This is a genomic window from Janthinobacterium sp. BJB446, assembly GCF_002735655.1.
GTDB lineage: Bacteria > Pseudomonadota > Gammaproteobacteria > Burkholderiales > Burkholderiaceae_D > Janthinobacterium > Janthinobacterium lividum.
Map to the genome: position 1 here is coordinate 593,168 of NZ_PDZK01000001.1, position 16,617 is coordinate 609,784.

14 protein-coding genes are annotated in these 16,617 nt (G+C 63.6%); 4 read left to right on the forward strand and 10 right to left on the reverse strand.

Annotation, left to right across the window (positions count from 1 at the left end; translation table 11 throughout):
• Window positions 1-53 precede the first annotated feature (53 nt).
• Genes CSQ92_RS02680 through CSQ92_RS02690 form a run of 3 tightly spaced genes read left to right on the forward strand, consistent with a single transcriptional unit; the run spans window position 54 to window position 3,036 of the window.
• On the forward strand, window positions 54-647 hold the full coding sequence (locus CSQ92_RS02680) for a hypothetical protein (RefSeq protein ID WP_099393154.1): 594 nt from the start codon (window positions 54-56) through the stop codon (window positions 645-647).
• Window positions 644-2,011 (forward strand): AMP-binding protein, encoded by a 1,368-nt coding sequence (locus CSQ92_RS02685; protein WP_099393155.1) that lies wholly within the window; start codon window positions 644-646, stop codon window positions 2,009-2,011. Before CSQ92_RS02680 ends, CSQ92_RS02685 begins: the two co-directional genes overlap by 4 nt.
• A complete protein-coding gene (locus CSQ92_RS02690) occupies window positions 2,008-3,036 on the forward strand; it encodes an AAA family ATPase (RefSeq protein ID WP_099393156.1) in 1,029 nt (342 codons plus the stop codon). Before CSQ92_RS02685 ends, CSQ92_RS02690 begins: the two co-directional genes overlap by 4 nt.
• Here CSQ92_RS02690 and CSQ92_RS02695 read toward each other — a convergent pair.
• The gene (locus tag CSQ92_RS02695; protein ID WP_099393157.1) at window positions 3,008-3,571 is read right to left on the reverse strand and encodes a TetR/AcrR family transcriptional regulator; all 564 of its coding nucleotides are present in this window, start codon (window positions 3,569-3,571) and stop codon (window positions 3,008-3,010) included. The two genes, CSQ92_RS02690 and CSQ92_RS02695, sit on opposite strands and share 29 nt — an antisense overlap.
• A gap of 166 nt (window positions 3,572-3,737) precedes the next feature.
• Here CSQ92_RS02695 and CSQ92_RS02700 point away from each other — a divergent pair, with 166 nt between their 5' ends.
• Window positions 3,738-4,541: an SDR family NAD(P)-dependent oxidoreductase gene (locus CSQ92_RS02700; protein ID WP_099394562.1), complete on the forward strand. Its 804-nt coding sequence runs from the start codon at window positions 3,738-3,740 to the stop codon at window positions 4,539-4,541.
• Window positions 4,542-4,559: 18 nt separating this feature from the next.
• Here the strand turns inward: CSQ92_RS02700 and CSQ92_RS02705 are convergent, their stop codons facing one another.
• From CSQ92_RS02705 to CSQ92_RS02745, 9 genes are all read right to left on the reverse strand, one after another.
• Window positions 4,560-5,552, reverse strand: a complete 993-nt coding sequence (locus CSQ92_RS02705; protein WP_218964029.1) for an AraC family transcriptional regulator — start codon at window positions 5,550-5,552, stop codon at window positions 4,560-4,562.
• A gap of 49 nt (window positions 5,553-5,601) precedes the next feature.
• On the reverse strand, window positions 5,602-6,888 hold the full coding sequence (locus CSQ92_RS02710) for an O-acetylhomoserine aminocarboxypropyltransferase/cysteine synthase family protein (RefSeq protein ID WP_099393158.1): 1,287 nt from the start codon (window positions 6,886-6,888) through the stop codon (window positions 5,602-5,604).
• A gap of 94 nt (window positions 6,889-6,982) precedes the next feature.
• A complete protein-coding gene (locus tag CSQ92_RS02715) occupies window positions 6,983-7,894 on the reverse strand; it encodes a carbohydrate kinase family protein (protein ID WP_099393159.1) in 912 nt (303 codons plus the stop codon).
• Entirely contained in the window at window positions 7,891-9,525 is a 1,635-nt protein-coding gene (locus CSQ92_RS02720) for an alpha-amylase family glycosyl hydrolase (RefSeq protein ID WP_099393160.1), read from the reverse strand. Before CSQ92_RS02720 ends, CSQ92_RS02715 begins: the two co-directional genes overlap by 4 nt.
• 2 nt (window positions 9,526-9,527) lie before the next feature.
• Window positions 9,528-10,418 carry a maltose ABC transporter permease MalG gene (gene malG, locus CSQ92_RS02725; RefSeq protein ID WP_034783032.1) on the reverse strand — a complete coding sequence of 297 codons (891 nt, stop codon included), beginning with the start codon at window positions 10,416-10,418 and terminating at the stop codon, window positions 9,528-9,530.
• A 10-nt stretch (window positions 10,419-10,428) separates the two neighbouring features.
• Window positions 10,429-11,940: a maltose ABC transporter permease MalF gene (gene malF / locus CSQ92_RS02730; protein WP_099393161.1), complete on the reverse strand. Its 1,512-nt coding sequence runs from the start codon at window positions 11,938-11,940 to the stop codon at window positions 10,429-10,431.
• A gap of 140 nt (window positions 11,941-12,080) precedes the next feature.
• Window positions 12,081-13,301: a maltose/maltodextrin ABC transporter substrate-binding protein MalE gene (gene malE, locus CSQ92_RS02735; protein WP_070259175.1), complete on the reverse strand. Its 1,221-nt coding sequence runs from the start codon at window positions 13,299-13,301 to the stop codon at window positions 12,081-12,083.
• Between the two features lie 98 nt (window positions 13,302-13,399).
• Window positions 13,400-14,485, reverse strand: a complete 1,086-nt coding sequence (locus tag CSQ92_RS02740) for an ABC transporter ATP-binding protein (RefSeq protein WP_099393162.1) — start codon at window positions 14,483-14,485, stop codon at window positions 13,400-13,402.
• Window positions 14,486-14,707: 222 nt separating this feature from the next.
• The gene (locus CSQ92_RS02745; protein WP_099393163.1) at window positions 14,708-16,345 is read right to left on the reverse strand and encodes an alpha-amylase family glycosyl hydrolase; all 1,638 of its coding nucleotides are present in this window, start codon (window positions 16,343-16,345) and stop codon (window positions 14,708-14,710) included.
• Window positions 16,346-16,617: the final 272 nt, after the last annotated feature.

Consider the following 16,617-nt stretch of genomic DNA (forward strand, 5'->3'; position numbering starts at 1 on the left):
TGAGGGTCCGACCCCGGCATTTGCATTTAGGGTTGGATTTTAAAAGTAAAGCGATGAACACTCTTGGCCCACTACTCGAAATATTAACCCACCGCCTGGCCGACACGCCCGTCGAGTTCCTGTGTGAACCGCGCATCGCGGGCGTGAACAATGCACAGGCCGTGGCGGTGGCCGCGCTGGTCAACGATATTTTGCTGCTGCATGGCGCGCGCGCGCCGGCCGCATCCTTGCAGGGTTTTATCGGCGCGCAGGTGAAGGCAGACCGCAACCGGCTGGCGCTGGCCATGATCCTGTGCTGGCTGCTGGCCGACGACTGGTTCATCGGCCAGCAGTTGCCGCAACACGATTTGTTGCAGGTGCTGGGCGAGGCGGCGCGCGAACTGGCCGCTGCCACGCCGGCCCACCAGTTCACGCAAGACCCCGAGCGGCGCGAGGAACTGGCGCGCATCGTGCTGGCGCGCCTGGGCTTTCGGCCTCGCGACGAAAGCGTGGCGCAGGCCACGGACCGCTTGTCCGCCATCAGCGGCACGGAGCGCCGCCGCCTGCTCGAAGCGAGCCGGCTGGCCGAGCAGCGTGCGCGCGAAATCCGCGAAGCGCTGGCAAAGAAAGCGGCCGAGGAATCGGCCGACAAGTGGTCGCGCGAATGAGTGTGGACGTCAATTTGCCGGGCGGCGCCTGGGAATCGGACTGCGACTACTGTCCCACCCTGACGCAGGCGGGGGCGCGCATGCTGGAAAAACTGCGCAGCCATCCCGCGGCACCCCGGTACCGCAACCGCAGCGGCAACAAGCTGCTGGCCGGGGAGGTCGAAGCGCTGCGCGCCTACGAGCAGGAAGTCATGCAGGCGGAGATCGGCTGGAGCAAAGACGCGCCGCTGCCCTGGCTGGCGGATTTTCTCAGGACGACCTACGCCACCGTGCCGCATTACCGCGCCTGCGGTTCGCCGCCCGCGCGTCTTGCGGACGTGGCGCCCATCAGCCGCGCCGAACTGGCCTACGACATCGCCGCCTTCGTGCCCGACGACGCGGACCTGGCGCGCATGATCAACTTCCAGACGACAGGCACGACTGGCCACCCGCTGCTGATCGCCTCGCACCCGCTGGTGGCGGGGCGCTACCTGGCCTTCCACAAACGCGCGCTGCGCCGCTTCGGCGTCACCCTGCGCCATGGCGCGGGCCAGGTGGGCGTGATGCTGCTGGGGCATCAGCGCCGCTGCTTCACCTATGTCTCCGTCACGCCGACGATGAACGAATCGGGCCTGGCGAAGATCAACCTGCACGAGGACGACTGGCGCGACCCGGATGACCGCGCGCGCTACCTCGATGCCATGGCGCCCGAGCTGATCGCGGGCGACCCCATCTCGTTTGCCGAGTTGCTGACCCTGTCCATGACGCACAAGCCGGCCGCGCTGCTGTCCGTGTCGATGATGCTGTTGCCCGGCATGCGCGCGCGCCTCGAAGCGGCGTTCGGCTGCCCCGTGCTCGATATCTATTCGCTCAATGAAGTGGGGCCCGTGGCCGTCTACGATGAACAGGCGGGCGGCCACGTGCTGCTGCAGCACCGGCTGTACGTGGAAATCCTCGATAGCGCGGGCCAGCCCGTGCCGGATGGCGCACGCGGCGAAATCACCGTGACGGGCGGCTTCAATTTTTGCCTGCCGCTGGTTCGCTACCGCACTGGTGATTACGCTTCGCTGGCGCATGGCCCGCATGGTCCCGTACTGGTGGGCCTGGCCGGCCGCAGTCCCCTGCGCTACAGGACGATCAATGGCGAATGGATCAACAATATCGACATTACGCATGCCCTGAAACCGCTGGCCATCGCCCTGTTCGGCGTGCACCAGCATGGCGACGGCACCATCGCGCTGCGCCTGGCGCCGAACGCCATGCCGCAGGCTGACCGGGCCCGCGCCTTGCTCGCGCCTTTTTTCGGCACCATCACGGTCGAGACCTTGCTGGCGGAAGACAAGATCATTCAATACACTTCGGATTTGCAGGAAGCAGTGGCATGAACCTTTATAAACGCGGCCTCGTGGTCGGTAAATTCTGCCCGCTGCACCAGGGCCACGAACTGTTGATCCATCGTGCGCAAGAGGCCAGCGAAGAACTGCTGGTGGTCAGCTACACCAGGCCCGAATTTCCCGGTTACGAGCCGGCGCGCCGGGAACGGTGGCTGCGCGCGCAATTCCCGCAGGCGCACATCGTCGTGCTGGACGATGCGCGCCTGGCCGCCCTGTGCGCGGCGCGCGGCGTGCCGGCGCGTACGCTGCCGCACAACGACGACGATGGCGACGCGCACCGCCATTTCATGGGCTGGCTGTGCTGGACGGTGCTGGCGCTGCCCGTCGATGCCGTCTTCACCAGCGAGGACTATGGCCCCGGTTTTGCGCGGGTGCTGGAACGGCATTATGCAAGCGGGCCGGTGGCGCATGTGAGCGTGGACCAGGCGAGAACTGTGGTACCCGTGTCCGGCACGCGGGCCAGGCAAGACCCGCATGCGCACAGCGCCTTCCTGTCGCCGATTGTGCGCGCCGATTTTGTCACGCGCGTGTGCGTGCTCGGTGGCGAATCGAGCGGCAAGACGACCTTGGCGCAAGCACTGGCGGCGCATTTCGAGACGGCCTGGGTGGCCGAATATGGCCGCGAGTTGTGGGAAAGCCAGGATGGCATATTGAACTATGACGATCTGCTGAAGATCGGCCGGGAACAGCTGCGCCGCGAAGCGCAGGCGCTATTGGCTGCGCGGCGCTGGCTGTTTTGCGATACCTCGCCCATGACGACGTATTTTTACTGTGTCGAGATGTTTGGCAGGGCCGAACAGGAATTGGCGCGGCTGGCAGAACACCGTTACGATCTGGTGCTGCTGTGCGCCCCAGACTTCCCCTTCATCCAGGATGGCACGCGCCGCGACGGGGATTTTCGCGCGCGCCAGCATGCGTGGTACCAGGACGAGCTGGCGCGGCAGGGGATCGCTTTTATCAATGTGTCCGGCACGGTGGCCGACAGGGTCAGGCAGGTGGCGCAAGTGTTGCGCTGACTGCCGCCAGGATCTCATCGGAAAACGCGGCATCGTCGACGGCGCGCGCCAGCGCCACGGCGCCCACCATGGCTGACAGCATGACGATGGCTTCCTGTTGTCGGTTGCGTTTTTTCTGCCACGGAAAATGCGTGGCCAGCTTGCCGATGATGGATTTCAGGTGGACGGTGAAGGCGGGGCGCACGGCCGGCTGCTTGCGCGCGTCGCCGGCCAGGGCGGCCAGCAAACAGCCATCGCCCGGCGCGTCTCGGTGGGCCGCGCTCACGTAATCGCGCACATACTGGCGCATGGCTTCCGGGCTTTCCGTTGCCGCATCGAGCGCCACGCGCGAGTGTTCCGAGCCATGCAGGGTGCTTTCCGCCATCAGCGCTTCCTTCGAAGCGAAGTGGTTGTAAAAGGGGCCATGCGTGAGTCCCGTCGCCTGCATGATCTGTCCCACGCTGACGCCGTCGTAGCCCTTTTCACGGAACAGCCGCGCCGCTTGCGTCAGGATGCGCTGGTGCTTTTCGGCGGTTTCTTCGGCGGGATAACGCATGACAGGCTCCTGATCGCGGTTCAAAAATAATGGTTGACATGATACATGATGTTCGTCATGCTTCAACACATTAAACATGATGACCGTCATATTTAATGTGTTGAAGCATGATGGCTGTCATGTTTTATGACGCCAGCCCACCCCCTATATTGAAGAAGGAATGATCATGAATGCAGTTACTACCCAAGGCACGGCCCTCGTCACCGGCGCATCGTCGGGCCTGGGCGCCGTGTATGCGGACCGCCTGGCCAGCCGTGGCTTCGATTTGATCCTGGTGGCACGCCGGGTCGAACGCCTGGGCGTGCTGGCCAAGTCGCTGGCAGAAAAGTATGGCGTGTCCGTGCGTGCCATGGCGGCCGACCTGTCCGCGCCGGCCGACCTGCAGCGCGTGGCCGATGAACTGGCCAGCAATCCGGCCATCACCATGCTGGTCAATAATGCGGGCGCCTCGACCCTGGCGCCCGTCGTCGATACGCCGAAAGCGGGCATCGCCACCATGGACAAGGTCAACGTGACGGCCGTGGCGGAGTTGAGCTACGCCGTGCTGCCGCAGTTCAAGCTGCGCAACAGCGGCACCATCATCAATATCGGTTCCGTGCTGTCCTTCCACATCTTGCCCGTCAGCACGATCTACAGCGCCACCAAGGGCTATGTGATGAATTTCACGCGGGGCTTGCAGCAGGAGCTGGCCGGCACGGGTATTACGGTGCAGCTGGTGCTGCCCGCATCGACGGCAACGGAAATCTGGGAATTGAGCGGCGTGCCGCTGGCGCAGCTGGACCAGGCCACCGTCATGCGCGCCGAAGACTGCGTCGATGCGGCGCTGGCGGGCCTGGATCAGGGCGAACTGGTGACCTTGCCTTCCGTCGAAGACCAGGCCTTGTGGGAGCAGTTTGACTCTGCCCGCCTGGCCCTGTTCGCAGGCGCGATGCGCGGCAAGCCGGCATCGCGTTATGGTATCGCGGGCTGATACACGCGAAAGAGGAAGCTACAGGGGCCGCACGGGGATGCAGATGTCGCAAGAGAATTCGCCGGTGGCCGGGTCCAGCGCCGTGGCCGCGGAAAAGCGCTCGAAGCACGGGCGCTCATCCCACTGCAGGCCGCTGGCCGGCAGCCATTCGCGCGTCATGCGCGTCCATGTTTCGGCAATGGCGCTGGATGGTCCCTTGAATTGCGCCACCGCATAGCGCCCGCCCGGCAGGGTGGTGATGCTGGCCCGGCCGCCCGACTGGAACGCATCGGGCACGGTGACGCAGGCGTCGTAGCGGCATTTGTCTGGCGGCGTGATGCTGGGATCGTCATGGCCGATGCCGTAGCACGTCGCGTCGCCCAGGCCGTGCGACTGCATCCATGGCGCGATGGTGTCGCGCCAGAAGGCGCCGATGGCGGGACCGTAGGGGCCGATATGGCGCTGGCACGCCACCGTGGCGGGCGGCAGGTCGAGGATGGTGACTTGCATGGGACTCTCTCTATGAAGTGGATTGGAGTGCCCATGGTGCTGGAAGTTCGGCCCGTTTTCCTGACCAGGATTGCGCATGGCCTGATCCGGATTGCTATCTTGCCGGCGCAGGCGCATGGCTGCGAGCATGGCAGCGTTTTTTGCGGCGATACCGGCGCGCCAGGCCGTTGGCGTGCAGCCGAATTTCAGTTTGAAGGCGCGCGCAAACGCTTCGCCGGAACCGAAGCCCGTCGCCAGCGCGATGTCCAGTATCGTTTCGTCGGGACGGCAGGCCAGCCGCAGGGCGGCCGTTTCCAGGCGCCGGCGGCGCGCATAGTCGCCCAGCGTCTCGCCCATCCAGGCGGCGAATACGCGGTGAAAGTGGAAACGTGAAAAATGCGCGACGTCGGCCAGCTGGGCCAGGTCCAGCGGCGTGTCGAGGTGGCGGTCGATATGGTCAAGCACGGCATTCATGCGCCGCGCGTATTCGGCGCGGAAATGGCCGGATGTCGGCTGCTCAGGGGGAGTAGGAGGGGAAGACATGCCGCCGATTATGGCATGAAGTCCCCTCCGGGCGGCGTGGAAAAGAGGCTTACGCCGCGTTCAAGGCTTGCTCCAGGTCTTCGCGCAAGTCGTCGATATGCTCGATGCCGACGGACAGGCGCAGCATGTCTTCCGACACGCCTGCCTTCGCCAGTTCTTCGGGATTGAGCTGGCGGTGCGTGGTGGAGGCAGGGTGCGTGGCCAGCGACTTGGCGTCGCCGATGTTGACCAGGCGCGTGAACAGTTGCAGGGCGTCGAGCACGCGGGCGCCGGCCGCGCGTGGATCCTCACCAGCCGCCAGTTTCAGGCCGAACGATAAAATGCCCGAGGCGCGGCCATTCATGTATTTCTTCACCAGCGCGTGGTCCGGGTGGTCTTCCAGGCCCGCGTAATTGACCCACGCGACCTTCGGATGCTGCTTCAGGTGCCTGGCCAGGGCCAGCGTGTTGTCGCAGATGCGGTCCATGCGCAGGGCCAGCGTCTCGATGCCCTGGATCAGCTGGAAGGCGGAGAGTGGCGAGATGGCCGCGCCCATATTGCGCAGCGGGACGACCCTGGCGCGGCCGATGAAGGCGGCGGGGCCGAACGCTTCCGTGTAGACGACGCCGTGATACGACACGTCCGGTTCGTTCAGGCGCTTGAAGCGTTCCTTGTGTTCGGCCCACGGGAAATTGCCGCTGTCGACGATGGCGCCGCCAACGGTGGTGCCGTGGCCGCCCAGGTATTTGGTCAGCGAGTGCACGACGATATCGGCGCCATGCTCGATGGGACGGAACAGATAGGGACTCGGCACCGTGTTATCGACGATCAGCGGGATGCCGTGCGCATGCGCGATCTCGGCCAGTTTCGCTACATCGGTGACATTGCCCAACGGGTTGCCGATCGATTCGCAGAAGATGGCCTTGGTGCGCGCGTCGATCAGGGCGGCGAAGGTCTCGGGCTGGCGCGCGTCGGCGAAGCGCACTTCGATGCCGATCTGCGGCAGGGTGTGGGCAAACAGGTTGTAGGTGCCGCCATACAGCTGGCTGGCGGAGATGAAATTGTCACCCGCTTCGGCGATGGTCTGGATCGCATAGGTGATCGCCGCCATGCCCGACGCCACGGCCAGCGCGGCCACGCCGCCTTCCAGCGCCGCGACCCGTTTTTCCAGCACGTCCTGCGTGGGATTCATGATGCGCGTGTAGATATTGCCGGCGACCTTGAGGTCGAACAGGTCGGCGCCATGCTGGGCATTGTCGAAGGCGTAGGCCACCGTCTGGTAAATGGGGACGGCGGCGGCCTTGGTGGTCGGGTCGGGGGTGTAGCCGGCGTGCACGGCCAGGGTTTCGATTCTCATGTGGTCTCCGGTTGCTATGGTATGCGGTGGTGAAATCCGCAGCCATTGTGCCATGCGCCCGTTAGCTGGTTGCTACGCTTGATAGAATTTTAATTCATAAGCTAGTGCTGTCTTGATATAAGTCATGCAGCTCTGCCAGCCCGATGAACCGTTCATGTGTGCCGTTCTGCGCGCAGGCAAATGCGCCGCCCATGGCGCCGCGGCGCATGGCGGCGTCCAGGCCCGCGCCGCCCAGCCAGGCATGCAGGAAGGCCGCCACGAACGAGTCGCCGGCGCCGTTCGTGTCTACCACGGGCAGCTTCAAGCCTGCCGTCGGCGTGTGACGCACGATCTCGCCGCCCCGTTCCAGCAGGTAGGCGCCATCCGCTCCGGCCATGGCGATGACGGCCTGCGCGCGGCCTTCCGAGATAATGGCGCGCATGACGGACTCCGTACGTTCGCCCAGCGCGGCAGTGCTGAGGAAGACCAGGTCGGCGCGCAGCGCAAAGACCCTGTGGTGCGGGTTGACGCCATCCCAGTCGTGCAAATCCGTCGACACCGTGGTGCCGCACACTTGCGCATCGTCAAACAGCTCGGCCACCCAGCCCATGATGGAAAAGTGCGCATGGCGCGCCGGGCCCAGGTAGGGAAGATAAAAAGCGGCCGGCATGCGCACGTCTTCCGGATGGCGTCCGTCGTACAGCGACAGCCGGCGCCCTTGCGGGTCGACCAGGTTGACGCTGCGCCGCGTGCCCGAGGGTTCGACAAGGTGTGAAAAATCGAGCCTGGCTTCCTTGTAGCGCTGCAGGATGGCCGCGCCCTGCGCATCGTCGCCGATGAAGTCGATGAACTTGCAGCGCAAGTCCAGCGCGTGGCAGCCCAGCGCCACGCCATTGCCCGTGTGCGCCACGTAGTCGCGGATGGGCGGCACGTGCAGCGAATCGGCGACGGGCAATTGCAGGTCGGGGACGCGCACGATCGTGTCGATGCCGGCGCCGCCGACCACTAAAATGTCATAGGTACTCATGGTGCAGCTTTCTCCAGCAGGACGGTGCCGGCCGCGTTCACCGCGACGGTGCCGTTTTTTACGATATAGGTTTGATTGGTGTAAGCGTCGCGCAGACTGGTGCCGTCGGCGAACACGCCGTGCACTTTCAATTCGAGCGGGCCTTGCGCCTCGGGCACGGCGATGATGGCGTCGTCCTGTGTCACACGGGCGAATGCGTACGGTTTTTCATCGATGAAGCGGTGTTCGCCGCGCGCCAGGGCAGGGTGGCGCAGCCGGAACTGGCCCAGCTTGCGCGCATGCGCGAGGGTGGCCCCATCCATCGAGCTCCAGTTCATGTCGGAGCGGGTGGCCTGCTGTTCGTCGCCGACGGGCGCCGCGCCAGGCTGGCGCCCGCTTTCATCGCCATAGAACAGCTGCACGCCGCCCGGCGCCAGCAGCAGGGCGGACAAGCCATGTTTCAGCCGGTCGCGCGGGAACAGGCTGGTGTCGTGCGACGAGATATACGACAGGATGTCGTAGCGGGGGGCCGGGCCCTTGCCCAGCAAGCCCGCGTACTGGCGGTAGACGCCATCGATGCTTTTCCAGTCGCCGCCAGCGCGGCTTTGAAAGTCGAAATTGATCATCGAATCGAAACCGGCGTCATGCCAGCTGCTGCGCTCGGGGCCGTGGCCCCACGCTTCGCCCGTCATCCAGAACGGCGCGTCATCGATCTTTTGCTGCGGATGGCGGGTTTTCCAATCCTTGAGGGCATCGGTGGCCGCCGCGCGCAGGGCCAGCCAGCTTGCCGGCTCCACGTGCTTGACGGTGTCGGCCCTGAAGCCGTCGACGCCGAATTCGCGCACCCAGTCGGCCAGCCAGTTGACAAGGTAAGTGCGGACAGTCGCATCGGGCAGGGCCACGGCGCGCGTGTCGGCCTTGCGCTGCAAAATCGGCGGCAAGCCAACGGCCTTGCCGCTCTCCGTGCGGAAGTCGGGCAGGTAGGCCAGCTGCATGGTGAAATCATCCTTGCCGCCGTCGGCGTAGCCGGGCAAGCCGGCGCGCACCCAGTCCGGGCCCCACCACTGCTTGAATTCGAAGTTGTTGTAGTCGATGAAGCTGTGATAGTCGCGCAGCACGGCCTGCTCATGGCCGGGCCACAGGACCGGCACCTTGTATTCGGACAGGGTGCGCAAGTCCGCGTAGCCGGGATGGTTCAGTACCACGTCGAACAGCACGCGGATGCCTTGCGCATGGGCCGTATCGATCATTTCGCGCAGTTCCTCGCGCGTGCCCATGTTGGCATCCATGGTCGTGTAGTCGAGCGCCCAGTAGCCGTGGTAGGCGTAGTGCTGGAACTGCTGCTTGCCGCCCACCACCCAGCCGTGGATCTGCTCGTACGGCGCCGTGATCCACAGGGCGTTGACGCCCAGGTCGCGGAAGTAGCCGGCTTTGAGCTGCTGCGTGATGCCGGCGATGTCGCCGCCGTGAAAGCTGCCCACATCGCCGCCTGCCGGGTCGGCGGCGCGGCCATAACTGTGGTCGTTGCCGGGATTGCCGTTGGCGAAGCGGTCCGTTACGGCGAAGTAGACGATGGGGTTGTCCGCAAAGCTCCCTGCCTGCGCCGAAGCGCTGAGTAACAGGGCGGCCAGCGTAGTCAGGGAGCGTCGCATGGTCAGCCTTTCACGCCGCCAGCCGTCAGGCCGGAGATCATCCATTTCTGCGCCAGCAGGAATACGGCCGTGATGGGCAAGCCGGACAAAATGGCTGCCGCGGCGAAGTCGCCCCACAGGTATTTTTGCTCGTACAGGAACAGTTTCGAGCCGACGGCCAGGGTCAGGTTGTTCTGTTCATGCAGCAGCACGGAGGCGATCGGGTATTCGATGATGGCGCCGATGAACGACAGCAGGAATACCACCATCAGGATCGGCACCGTCATCGGCAGCAGCACGTAGATGAACGCCTGCCACTGCGTGGCGCCGTCGACCTTGGCCGCTTCCTCGATTTCGATGGGGATGGTTTGATAGTAGCCTTTGATGGTCCAGATATGCAGGGCGATGCCGCCCGTGTAGGCCAGCACCAGGCTGCCGTGGTGGTCGATGCCCAGCCACGGCACGTAGCTGCCCAGCACATCGAAGATGGCGTAGATGGCCACCAGGGCCAGCACGGCGGGGAACATCTGCAGCAGCATCAGCGCGGACAGGGTTTGCGACTTGAAGCGGAACTGCATGCGCGCGAATGCGTACGCGCAGGTGGTCGACAGCAGCACGGTGACGGTGGCGCTCATGCTGGCCACCTTGATGGAATTCCACAGCCACAGCAGCACGGGGAAATCCGGCTCGACCAGGGCGCCGTTGGGCGCCTGGTAAGACATGCCCAGCGCCAGGCGCCAGTGCTCGAAGCTGATCTCGGGCGGTATCAGGCTGCCCGAGGCGAAGTTGCCAGGGCGCAAAGAGATCGACAAGATCATCAGGAAGGGGAACATCACCAGCGCGATCAGCGCGATCACGGCGACGTGGGCCGCCAGGATGCGCCAGCGGTTGGAACGGTCGACAACGATAGCCATATGCTGTCCTTTATGCTTTGTTCATGCGCGTCAGGCGCATGTTGACCAGCGAAATCGCGGCCACGAGGAAGAAGATCAGGGTCGAGATGGCGGCGGCCAGGCCAAAGTTCTGGCCGGAATCCTCGAACGCGATGCGGTAGGTGTAGGACACGAGCAAGTCCGTCGTGCCGGCCGGCAAGGTGGTGTCGAGGAAATCGGGACGCCCGCCCGTCAGCAAGCTGATCAGTACAAAGTTATTGAAGTTAAAACCCAGGCTGGCCACCATCAGCGGCGTCAGTGGCTTGATGATCAATGGCAGCGTGATCTTGAAGAAATTCGTCAGCGGTCCCGCGCCGGCCAGGGCCGAGGCTTCGTACAGGTCCGACGGGATCGCCTTGATCAAGCCCATGCACACCACCATCATGTAGGGGTAGCCGAGCCAGGTGTTGACGATCAAAATCATGGCCTTGGCCAGCGTGGTGTCGGAGAACCAGGCGGGCTTGATGCCGAACAGGGCGTCGAGCACGAGGTTGATTTCGCCAAAGTTATTGTTGAACAAACCTTTGAAGACCAGGATGGAGATGAAACCCGGCACGGCGTACGGCAGGAACAGCAGGGTGCGGTACAGGCCGCGGAAGCGCAGCGCATCCCAGTTCAGCAGCACGGCCAGCACCATGCCCAGGCCCGTCGTCGTGGCCACGCTGATCAGGGCGAAAACGATGGTCCACACGAAAATGCGCAGGAAGGGGCCGCGGAACGCTTCGTCGGAGAAGATTTTGACGAAGTTGGCGAAGCCGACATTGACCTTGAAGCCCGGTTCCAGCTTGGTACCGTCCGGCATTTCATAAAAGCCCGTCTTGAAGTTCGGTGTCACGAGCTCGCCCGTGGCGATTTTCTTCAGGGTCTTGTCGGGCAGTTGTTTGTAGACATGCGCGACAGGGCCGAATTCGCGCAAGCCCACCATGCGCAGCTCGATCCTGTTCGGCATGACCAGGGTGAGCAGCTTCAAGTCCTTTTGCAGGGCGATGATGTCCTTGATGGGCAGCGGCGCGGCCAGCACGGGCGCCTGCACGGGGTCCAGCGGCGCCACTTCCACGTTCAGGGGGACGGCGCGCTTGAGGGCCAGCGGCTGCGTCAAGAGCACTTCGCCCGTGTCCGGGCTTTCCAGGCGCAGGCGGTATTCCTTGTTGTCGGCATGCACGGTCATGGCATAGCCGGCGCTTTCCACGCGCTGCGTCTCGTCGAGCAGGTATTGCGTGGCCCGCTCATACGTGAGCAGGTTGCGCGAACTGAAATTGGTAAAGCCGATCGACACCGTGTACACCATCGGCAGCAGCACGAAGACGATGACCGCCGTAATGCCGGGAAACAGATAGCGGTAGGCATAGGCGCGCGGCGATGTGAAGACAAACGTCGTCAGGGTCAGCAAGCCGAGGAAAACGGCGGCCAGCATGGTCTGGCCGGAAATGTACAACATGAAGAGCAGATACAGACCCAGCGCCATGCTGATGGTCAATACCGTAGGGCCGATAAACTTGCGCACGATGGATACCTGTGAAGATGGAGTGATACGAGATGGCGTAGGTCGGATTAGCGGCTATGCCGCGTAATCCGACAACATTGTTGGCTGCTGGTGTCGGATTACGGCCCTTCAGGCCTAATCCGACCTACGCCTTGACCTGCTTAATTGGCGGTCGTAATCCGCTTTGCCGCCGCATCCAGGCCATCCTTGGTCGTCTGGCGGCCTTGCGTGATGTTTTCCAGCGCCGATTGCATCGACGACCAGAAGCGGCCCATTTCCGGGTTGTTCGGCATCGGACGGCCCGCTTGCGCGCTTTCCATTGTCGCCTGGATGTTCGGGTTGGCTTTCAATTCCGCGAACAGCACCTTGTTCGCTGGCGTGCCCAGCGGGACGTCGGCGTTGATGGTTTTCAGGCCATTGATCTGCAGCATCTGGTTTTCCAGGAATTCCGTGGCCAGGTCCTTGTTCGGGCTAGCCTTGGAAATCATCGCGCCCAGCACGCCCACGAACGGGGTGGCCGTCTTGCCTGCCACGGTAGGGATCGTTGCCACGCCAAAGTTGATCTTCGACTTGCGCGCATTGTCCCAAGACCATGGGCCGTTGATCATCATGGCGATCTTGCCCTGGTTGAAACCGGCTTCCATTTCCGCGTAGCCCGCGCCCTTCGGCATGGCGCCGCTGTTGATCAGGGTCATCAGCGCATTCACGCCTGCCTGCGAACCGGCATTGTTCACGCCCGTTTTTGCCGCATCGTAGCGGCCGTCGGCCTTGACTTCAAACGGGAAGCCGCCGCCCGCGCCCAGCAAAGGCCACGTGAAATAGGTGTTCGTGTAATCCCACAGGATGGCTTTCTTGCCCTGAGCGGACAATTTCTTGTCCAGCGCGGCGATTTCCTCGAAGGTTTTTGGTGGCGTCGGCACCAGGTCCTTGTTGTAGACGAGGGCGACGGCTTCGATGGAGATCGGGTAGCCCCAGGTCTTGCCGCCCACCGTGAAGGCGTTCCAGGCCAGCGGCAGGATGGCGGCGCGCGCTTCCTTGCTTGGCGTCAATGGTTGCAGCAAGCCGGCGTCGATCCAGGTGCCGATGCGGTCATGCGGCCAGATCCAGATGTCCGGACCCTTGCCGGCGGCCGCCGCTTGCTGGAATTTGTTCGGCGCATCTTCCGGATGCTCGACGACGACCTTGACGCCCGTCTTCTTGGTGAATTCCTCGCCGACCTTGGCCAGGCCCTTGTAGCCCTTGTCGCCATTGATCCAGATCAAGAGGGTGCCTGCTTCGGCCGCGTTCGCCATGCTGACGGCGGCCAGGTTGCCGATGCCGGCCAGGGCGGCGGCGATCAGGGTGGTTTTGATGAAGCTGCGTTTCGCGTGTGTGAAGGACATGTCAATCTCCAGTGTCTTTTTTTATGTTAAGTATCAAGGCTGAGACGATACAACCAGGCCAGGCGGCGCCTGTAGCGCCTGGCCCTTTAAATTCGGAATCAGGTACGGGTCTGGCCATGCTCGTCGAACACGTGGACGCGGGCGGGCGCCACTTGCAGCGCCACGCTTTGGCCAATGGTCCAGTCCGTTTCCGCATCGGCGCGCACCACCAGCGGCTCGTCGCCGCCCGGTACCTGCACATACAGATAGCTGATGTCGCCCAGTTTTTCCACCGCCTGCACGGTGGCCGTGATGGCGGCGGTGGCGCCGGGCGCGCATGCTTGCACGTGTTCGGGACGCGCGCCGACGGTGACGGGGGTGCCGCTGGCCAGCGGCTGCGTCAGGACGGCTTGCAGCAGGCCGCCCGCGTTGGTGGCGATGGTGGCCACGCCGTCCGCGTAGCTGTGGATCTTGCCTTTGAGGAAATTCATGCGGGGCGAACCGAGGAAGCCGGCCACGAACAGGTTGGCGGGATGGTGGTACAGCTCCAGCGGCGCGCCCACCTGTTCGATGCGGCCCGCGTTGAGCACGACGATGCGGTCGGCCAGGGTCATCGCTTCGACCTGGTCATGCGTGACGTAAATCATGGTTGAGCGCAATTCGCGGTGCAAGTTCGCCAGTTCGATGCGCATCTGCACGCGCAGCGAAGCGTCGAGGTTGGACAGCGGCTCGTCGAACAGGAAGACGTCGGGCTTGCGCACGATGGCGCGGCCGATAGCCACGCGCTGGCGCTGGCCGCCCGACAAGTCCTTCGGTTTGCGTTCCAGCAAAGGTTCGATGCGCAGGATCTGCGCGGCGCGTTGCACGGCGTCGGCGATCTGCACACGGCTCTGTCCGGCCAGCTTCAAGCCAAACGCCATGTTCTGCGCCACGCTCATGTGCGGGTACAAGGCGTAGCTCTGGAACACCATGGCGATGCCGCGCTTGGCGGGCGGCACGTCGTTCATGCGGGTCTTGCCGATGAATAAATCGCCGCCGCTGATCTCTTCCAGGCCGCAGATACTGCGCAGCAAGGTGGATTTGCCACAACCCGACGGGCCCACGAACACCATGAATTCGCCATCGGCGATCTCCAGGTCGATGCCGTGCAGGGTTTGCACGTCGCCATATGCCTTCTTCAGGCCTGTTAACTTCAGTCCAGCCATGTCTGTCGTCCTCAATCTCACTGAATGTGCCTGGCCAAATCTACTGCGCGTCGAGATTTGCGGCTGGCGATGCTCACTGTGCCTTCGCACAGCTGCGCTTCTCTGCCACAACTCTTATCCGCTCGCTACGATTTTGCCAGGCACTGATACGCTGTTATTTGGCCCCGCTGATGCGCGGGGCTCGTTATTGTAATTGGCGGCATGGCCGCCAAAGCCTGCGATTTACGCCAGGGTGCCGAACCAGCCGCCATGCGGAGGCAGGCTGAGCTGTTGGCCATCCTTGCTGCCGGGCAAGCCGTGACCGGCCAGGTCGGCCGCTGGCGCCGCATCGGGCCAGGCGAAGGTGACCGCTTGCGTGCCCAGGTTGAAGGCGGCCAGGACCGACGGTTGGCCAGGCAAGTCGCGGCGCAGGGCCAGCACGGGCTCCGGCGCATCGAAGAAGACAATATCGCCGCGCAGCAATTGCGGCAGGGTGCGGCGCCAGGCGAGGATCTTCTGCGCAAACTGCAATGGCGAAGCGGAATCGTTTTCTTCGACATCAACGGCGCGCGCCAGATGCTCGGGCGGCACGGGCAGCCAAGGTTTGGCATTGCTGAAGCCGCCGTGCGGCGCATCGGCCACCCACGGCATCGGCGTGCGGCAGCCGTCGCGGCCCTTGAACTGGGGCCAGAACGGGATGCCGTACGGGTCTTGCAGCGCCTCGAAAGGAATGTCCGCTTCCGTCAGGGCCAGCTCGTCGCCCTGGTACAGGCAAGGCGTGCCTTTCAGCGCGGCCTGCACGGCCAGCACCACCTTGGCCAGCGATGGCGATGGATTCTCGCCACCCCAGCGCGTCATGACGCGCACGCTGTCGTGGTTGCCCACGGACCAGGAAGCCCAGCCGTCGGCCACTTGCGCCTCGAATTCTTCCACTTGGGTGCGGATGTGCGCGGCCGAAAACTCCGCCGTCAGCAAGTTGAAACTGTAGGCCATGTGCAGCTTGTCGGCGCCCGTGTAGGCAGCCATGGTGGCCAGCGCATTGTCGTCGCCCACTTCGCCGATGGAAATGGCTTGATATTCGTCAAGTATGGCGCGCACGCGCTGCAGGTAGGCGATGTTTTCCGGCTGCGTCTTGTCGTACACGTGCGCCTGCATGCCGTACGGGTTGATGGCCGACACGCTGCTCGCGTCGCGCTGCACGGCGGGCGGGTTGTCGCGCAGCAGCTGGTCGTGATACGGGAAGTTGCAGGAATCGAAGCGGAAGCCGTCGACGCCGCGCTCGAGCCAGAAACGCAGGTTGTCCAACTGGGCCTGCTGCACGGCCGGATTGTGGAAATTCAGGTCGGGCTGGCTGGCGAGGAAATCGTGCAGGTAATACTGGCCGCGGCGCGGCTCCCATTGCCAGGCGGAACCGCCGAACACGGACAGCCAGTTGTTCGGCGCCGTGCCGTCCGGCTTCTGGTCGGCCCACACATACCAGTCGGCCTTGGCATTGTCGCGGCTGGAGCGGCTTTCCACGAACCACGGATGGTTGTCGGACGAGTGTGACAGCACCTGGTCGATCATCACTTTCAAGCCCAGCTCATGGGCGCGCGCCACCAGGCGGTCGAAATCGGCCAGGGTGCCAAACATGGGGTCGACGTCGCAGAAGTCGGCCACGTCGTAGCCGAAGTCCTTCATCGGCGATGTGAAGAAGGGCGAGATCCAGACGATGTCGGCGCCCAGGGCGGCGATGTAATCGAGCTTGGAGGTGATGCCAGGCAAGTCGCCGATGCCGTCGCCATTGCTGTCGAGGAAGCTGCGTGGATATACCTGGTAGATGACGGCGCTGCGCCACCAGTCGGCGGGCAGGTGGGCGAGATTGTTCTGGATGGTCGGCATGAATGATTTCTTAAAAGTTGCCTGTAGCCGTGGCTATCAGGGCAGCGCTGCTGGTTGGTAGGCGAACGTCTTATTTTAAAATTCAAAGCGCTTTGGGTATGAAATGAGTATAGTTCAAAGCGCTTTGAAAAGTAAAGCGATACACGCGCCAGACATACGATTTTTTTATGAGGGTGATTCAGGGAGGGGATGTTCATCCCCTGGCCGAAGACGAAACCCTATGCAAGGGCTGGGGTCAGACCCTCAGGGTCTGACCCCGGTATTTCGCGGGT

Bases quoted from the DNA above. Each gene is read 5' to 3' on its own strand.
- CSQ92_RS02710 (WP_099393158.1), bottom strand. From the start codon at position 6,888: ATGAGAATCGAAACCCTGGCCGTGCACGCCGGCTACACCCCCGACCCG.
- CSQ92_RS02705 (WP_218964029.1), bottom strand. From the start codon at position 5,552: ATGTCTTCCCCTCCTACTCCCCCTGAGCAGCCGACATCCGGCCATTTC.
- malE (WP_070259175.1), bottom strand. From the start codon at position 13,301: ATGTCCTTCACACACGCGAAACGCAGCTTCATCAAAACCACCCTGATC.
- CSQ92_RS02715 (WP_099393159.1), bottom strand. From the start codon at position 7,894: ATGAGTACCTATGACATTTTAGTGGTCGGCGGCGCCGGCATCGACACG.
- CSQ92_RS02740 (WP_099393162.1), bottom strand. From the start codon at position 14,485: ATGGCTGGACTGAAGTTAACAGGCCTGAAGAAGGCATATGGCGACGTG.
- malG (WP_034783032.1), bottom strand. From the start codon at position 10,418: ATGGCTATCGTTGTCGACCGTTCCAACCGCTGGCGCATCCTGGCGGCC.
- CSQ92_RS02700 (WP_099394562.1), top strand. From the start codon at position 3,738: ATGAATGCAGTTACTACCCAAGGCACGGCCCTCGTCACCGGCGCATCG.
- CSQ92_RS02695 (WP_099393157.1), bottom strand. From the start codon at position 3,571: ATGCGTTATCCCGCCGAAGAAACCGCCGAAAAGCACCAGCGCATCCTG.
- CSQ92_RS02685 (WP_099393155.1), top strand. From the start codon at position 644: ATGAGTGTGGACGTCAATTTGCCGGGCGGCGCCTGGGAATCGGACTGC.
- CSQ92_RS02690 (WP_099393156.1), top strand. From the start codon at position 2,008: ATGAACCTTTATAAACGCGGCCTCGTGGTCGGTAAATTCTGCCCGCTG.
- CSQ92_RS02745 (WP_099393163.1), bottom strand. From the start codon at position 16,345: ATGCCGACCATCCAGAACAATCTCGCCCACCTGCCCGCCGACTGGTGG.
- CSQ92_RS02720 (WP_099393160.1), bottom strand. From the start codon at position 9,525: ATGCGACGCTCCCTGACTACGCTGGCCGCCCTGTTACTCAGCGCTTCG.
- CSQ92_RS02680 (WP_099393154.1), top strand. From the start codon at position 54: ATGAACACTCTTGGCCCACTACTCGAAATATTAACCCACCGCCTGGCC.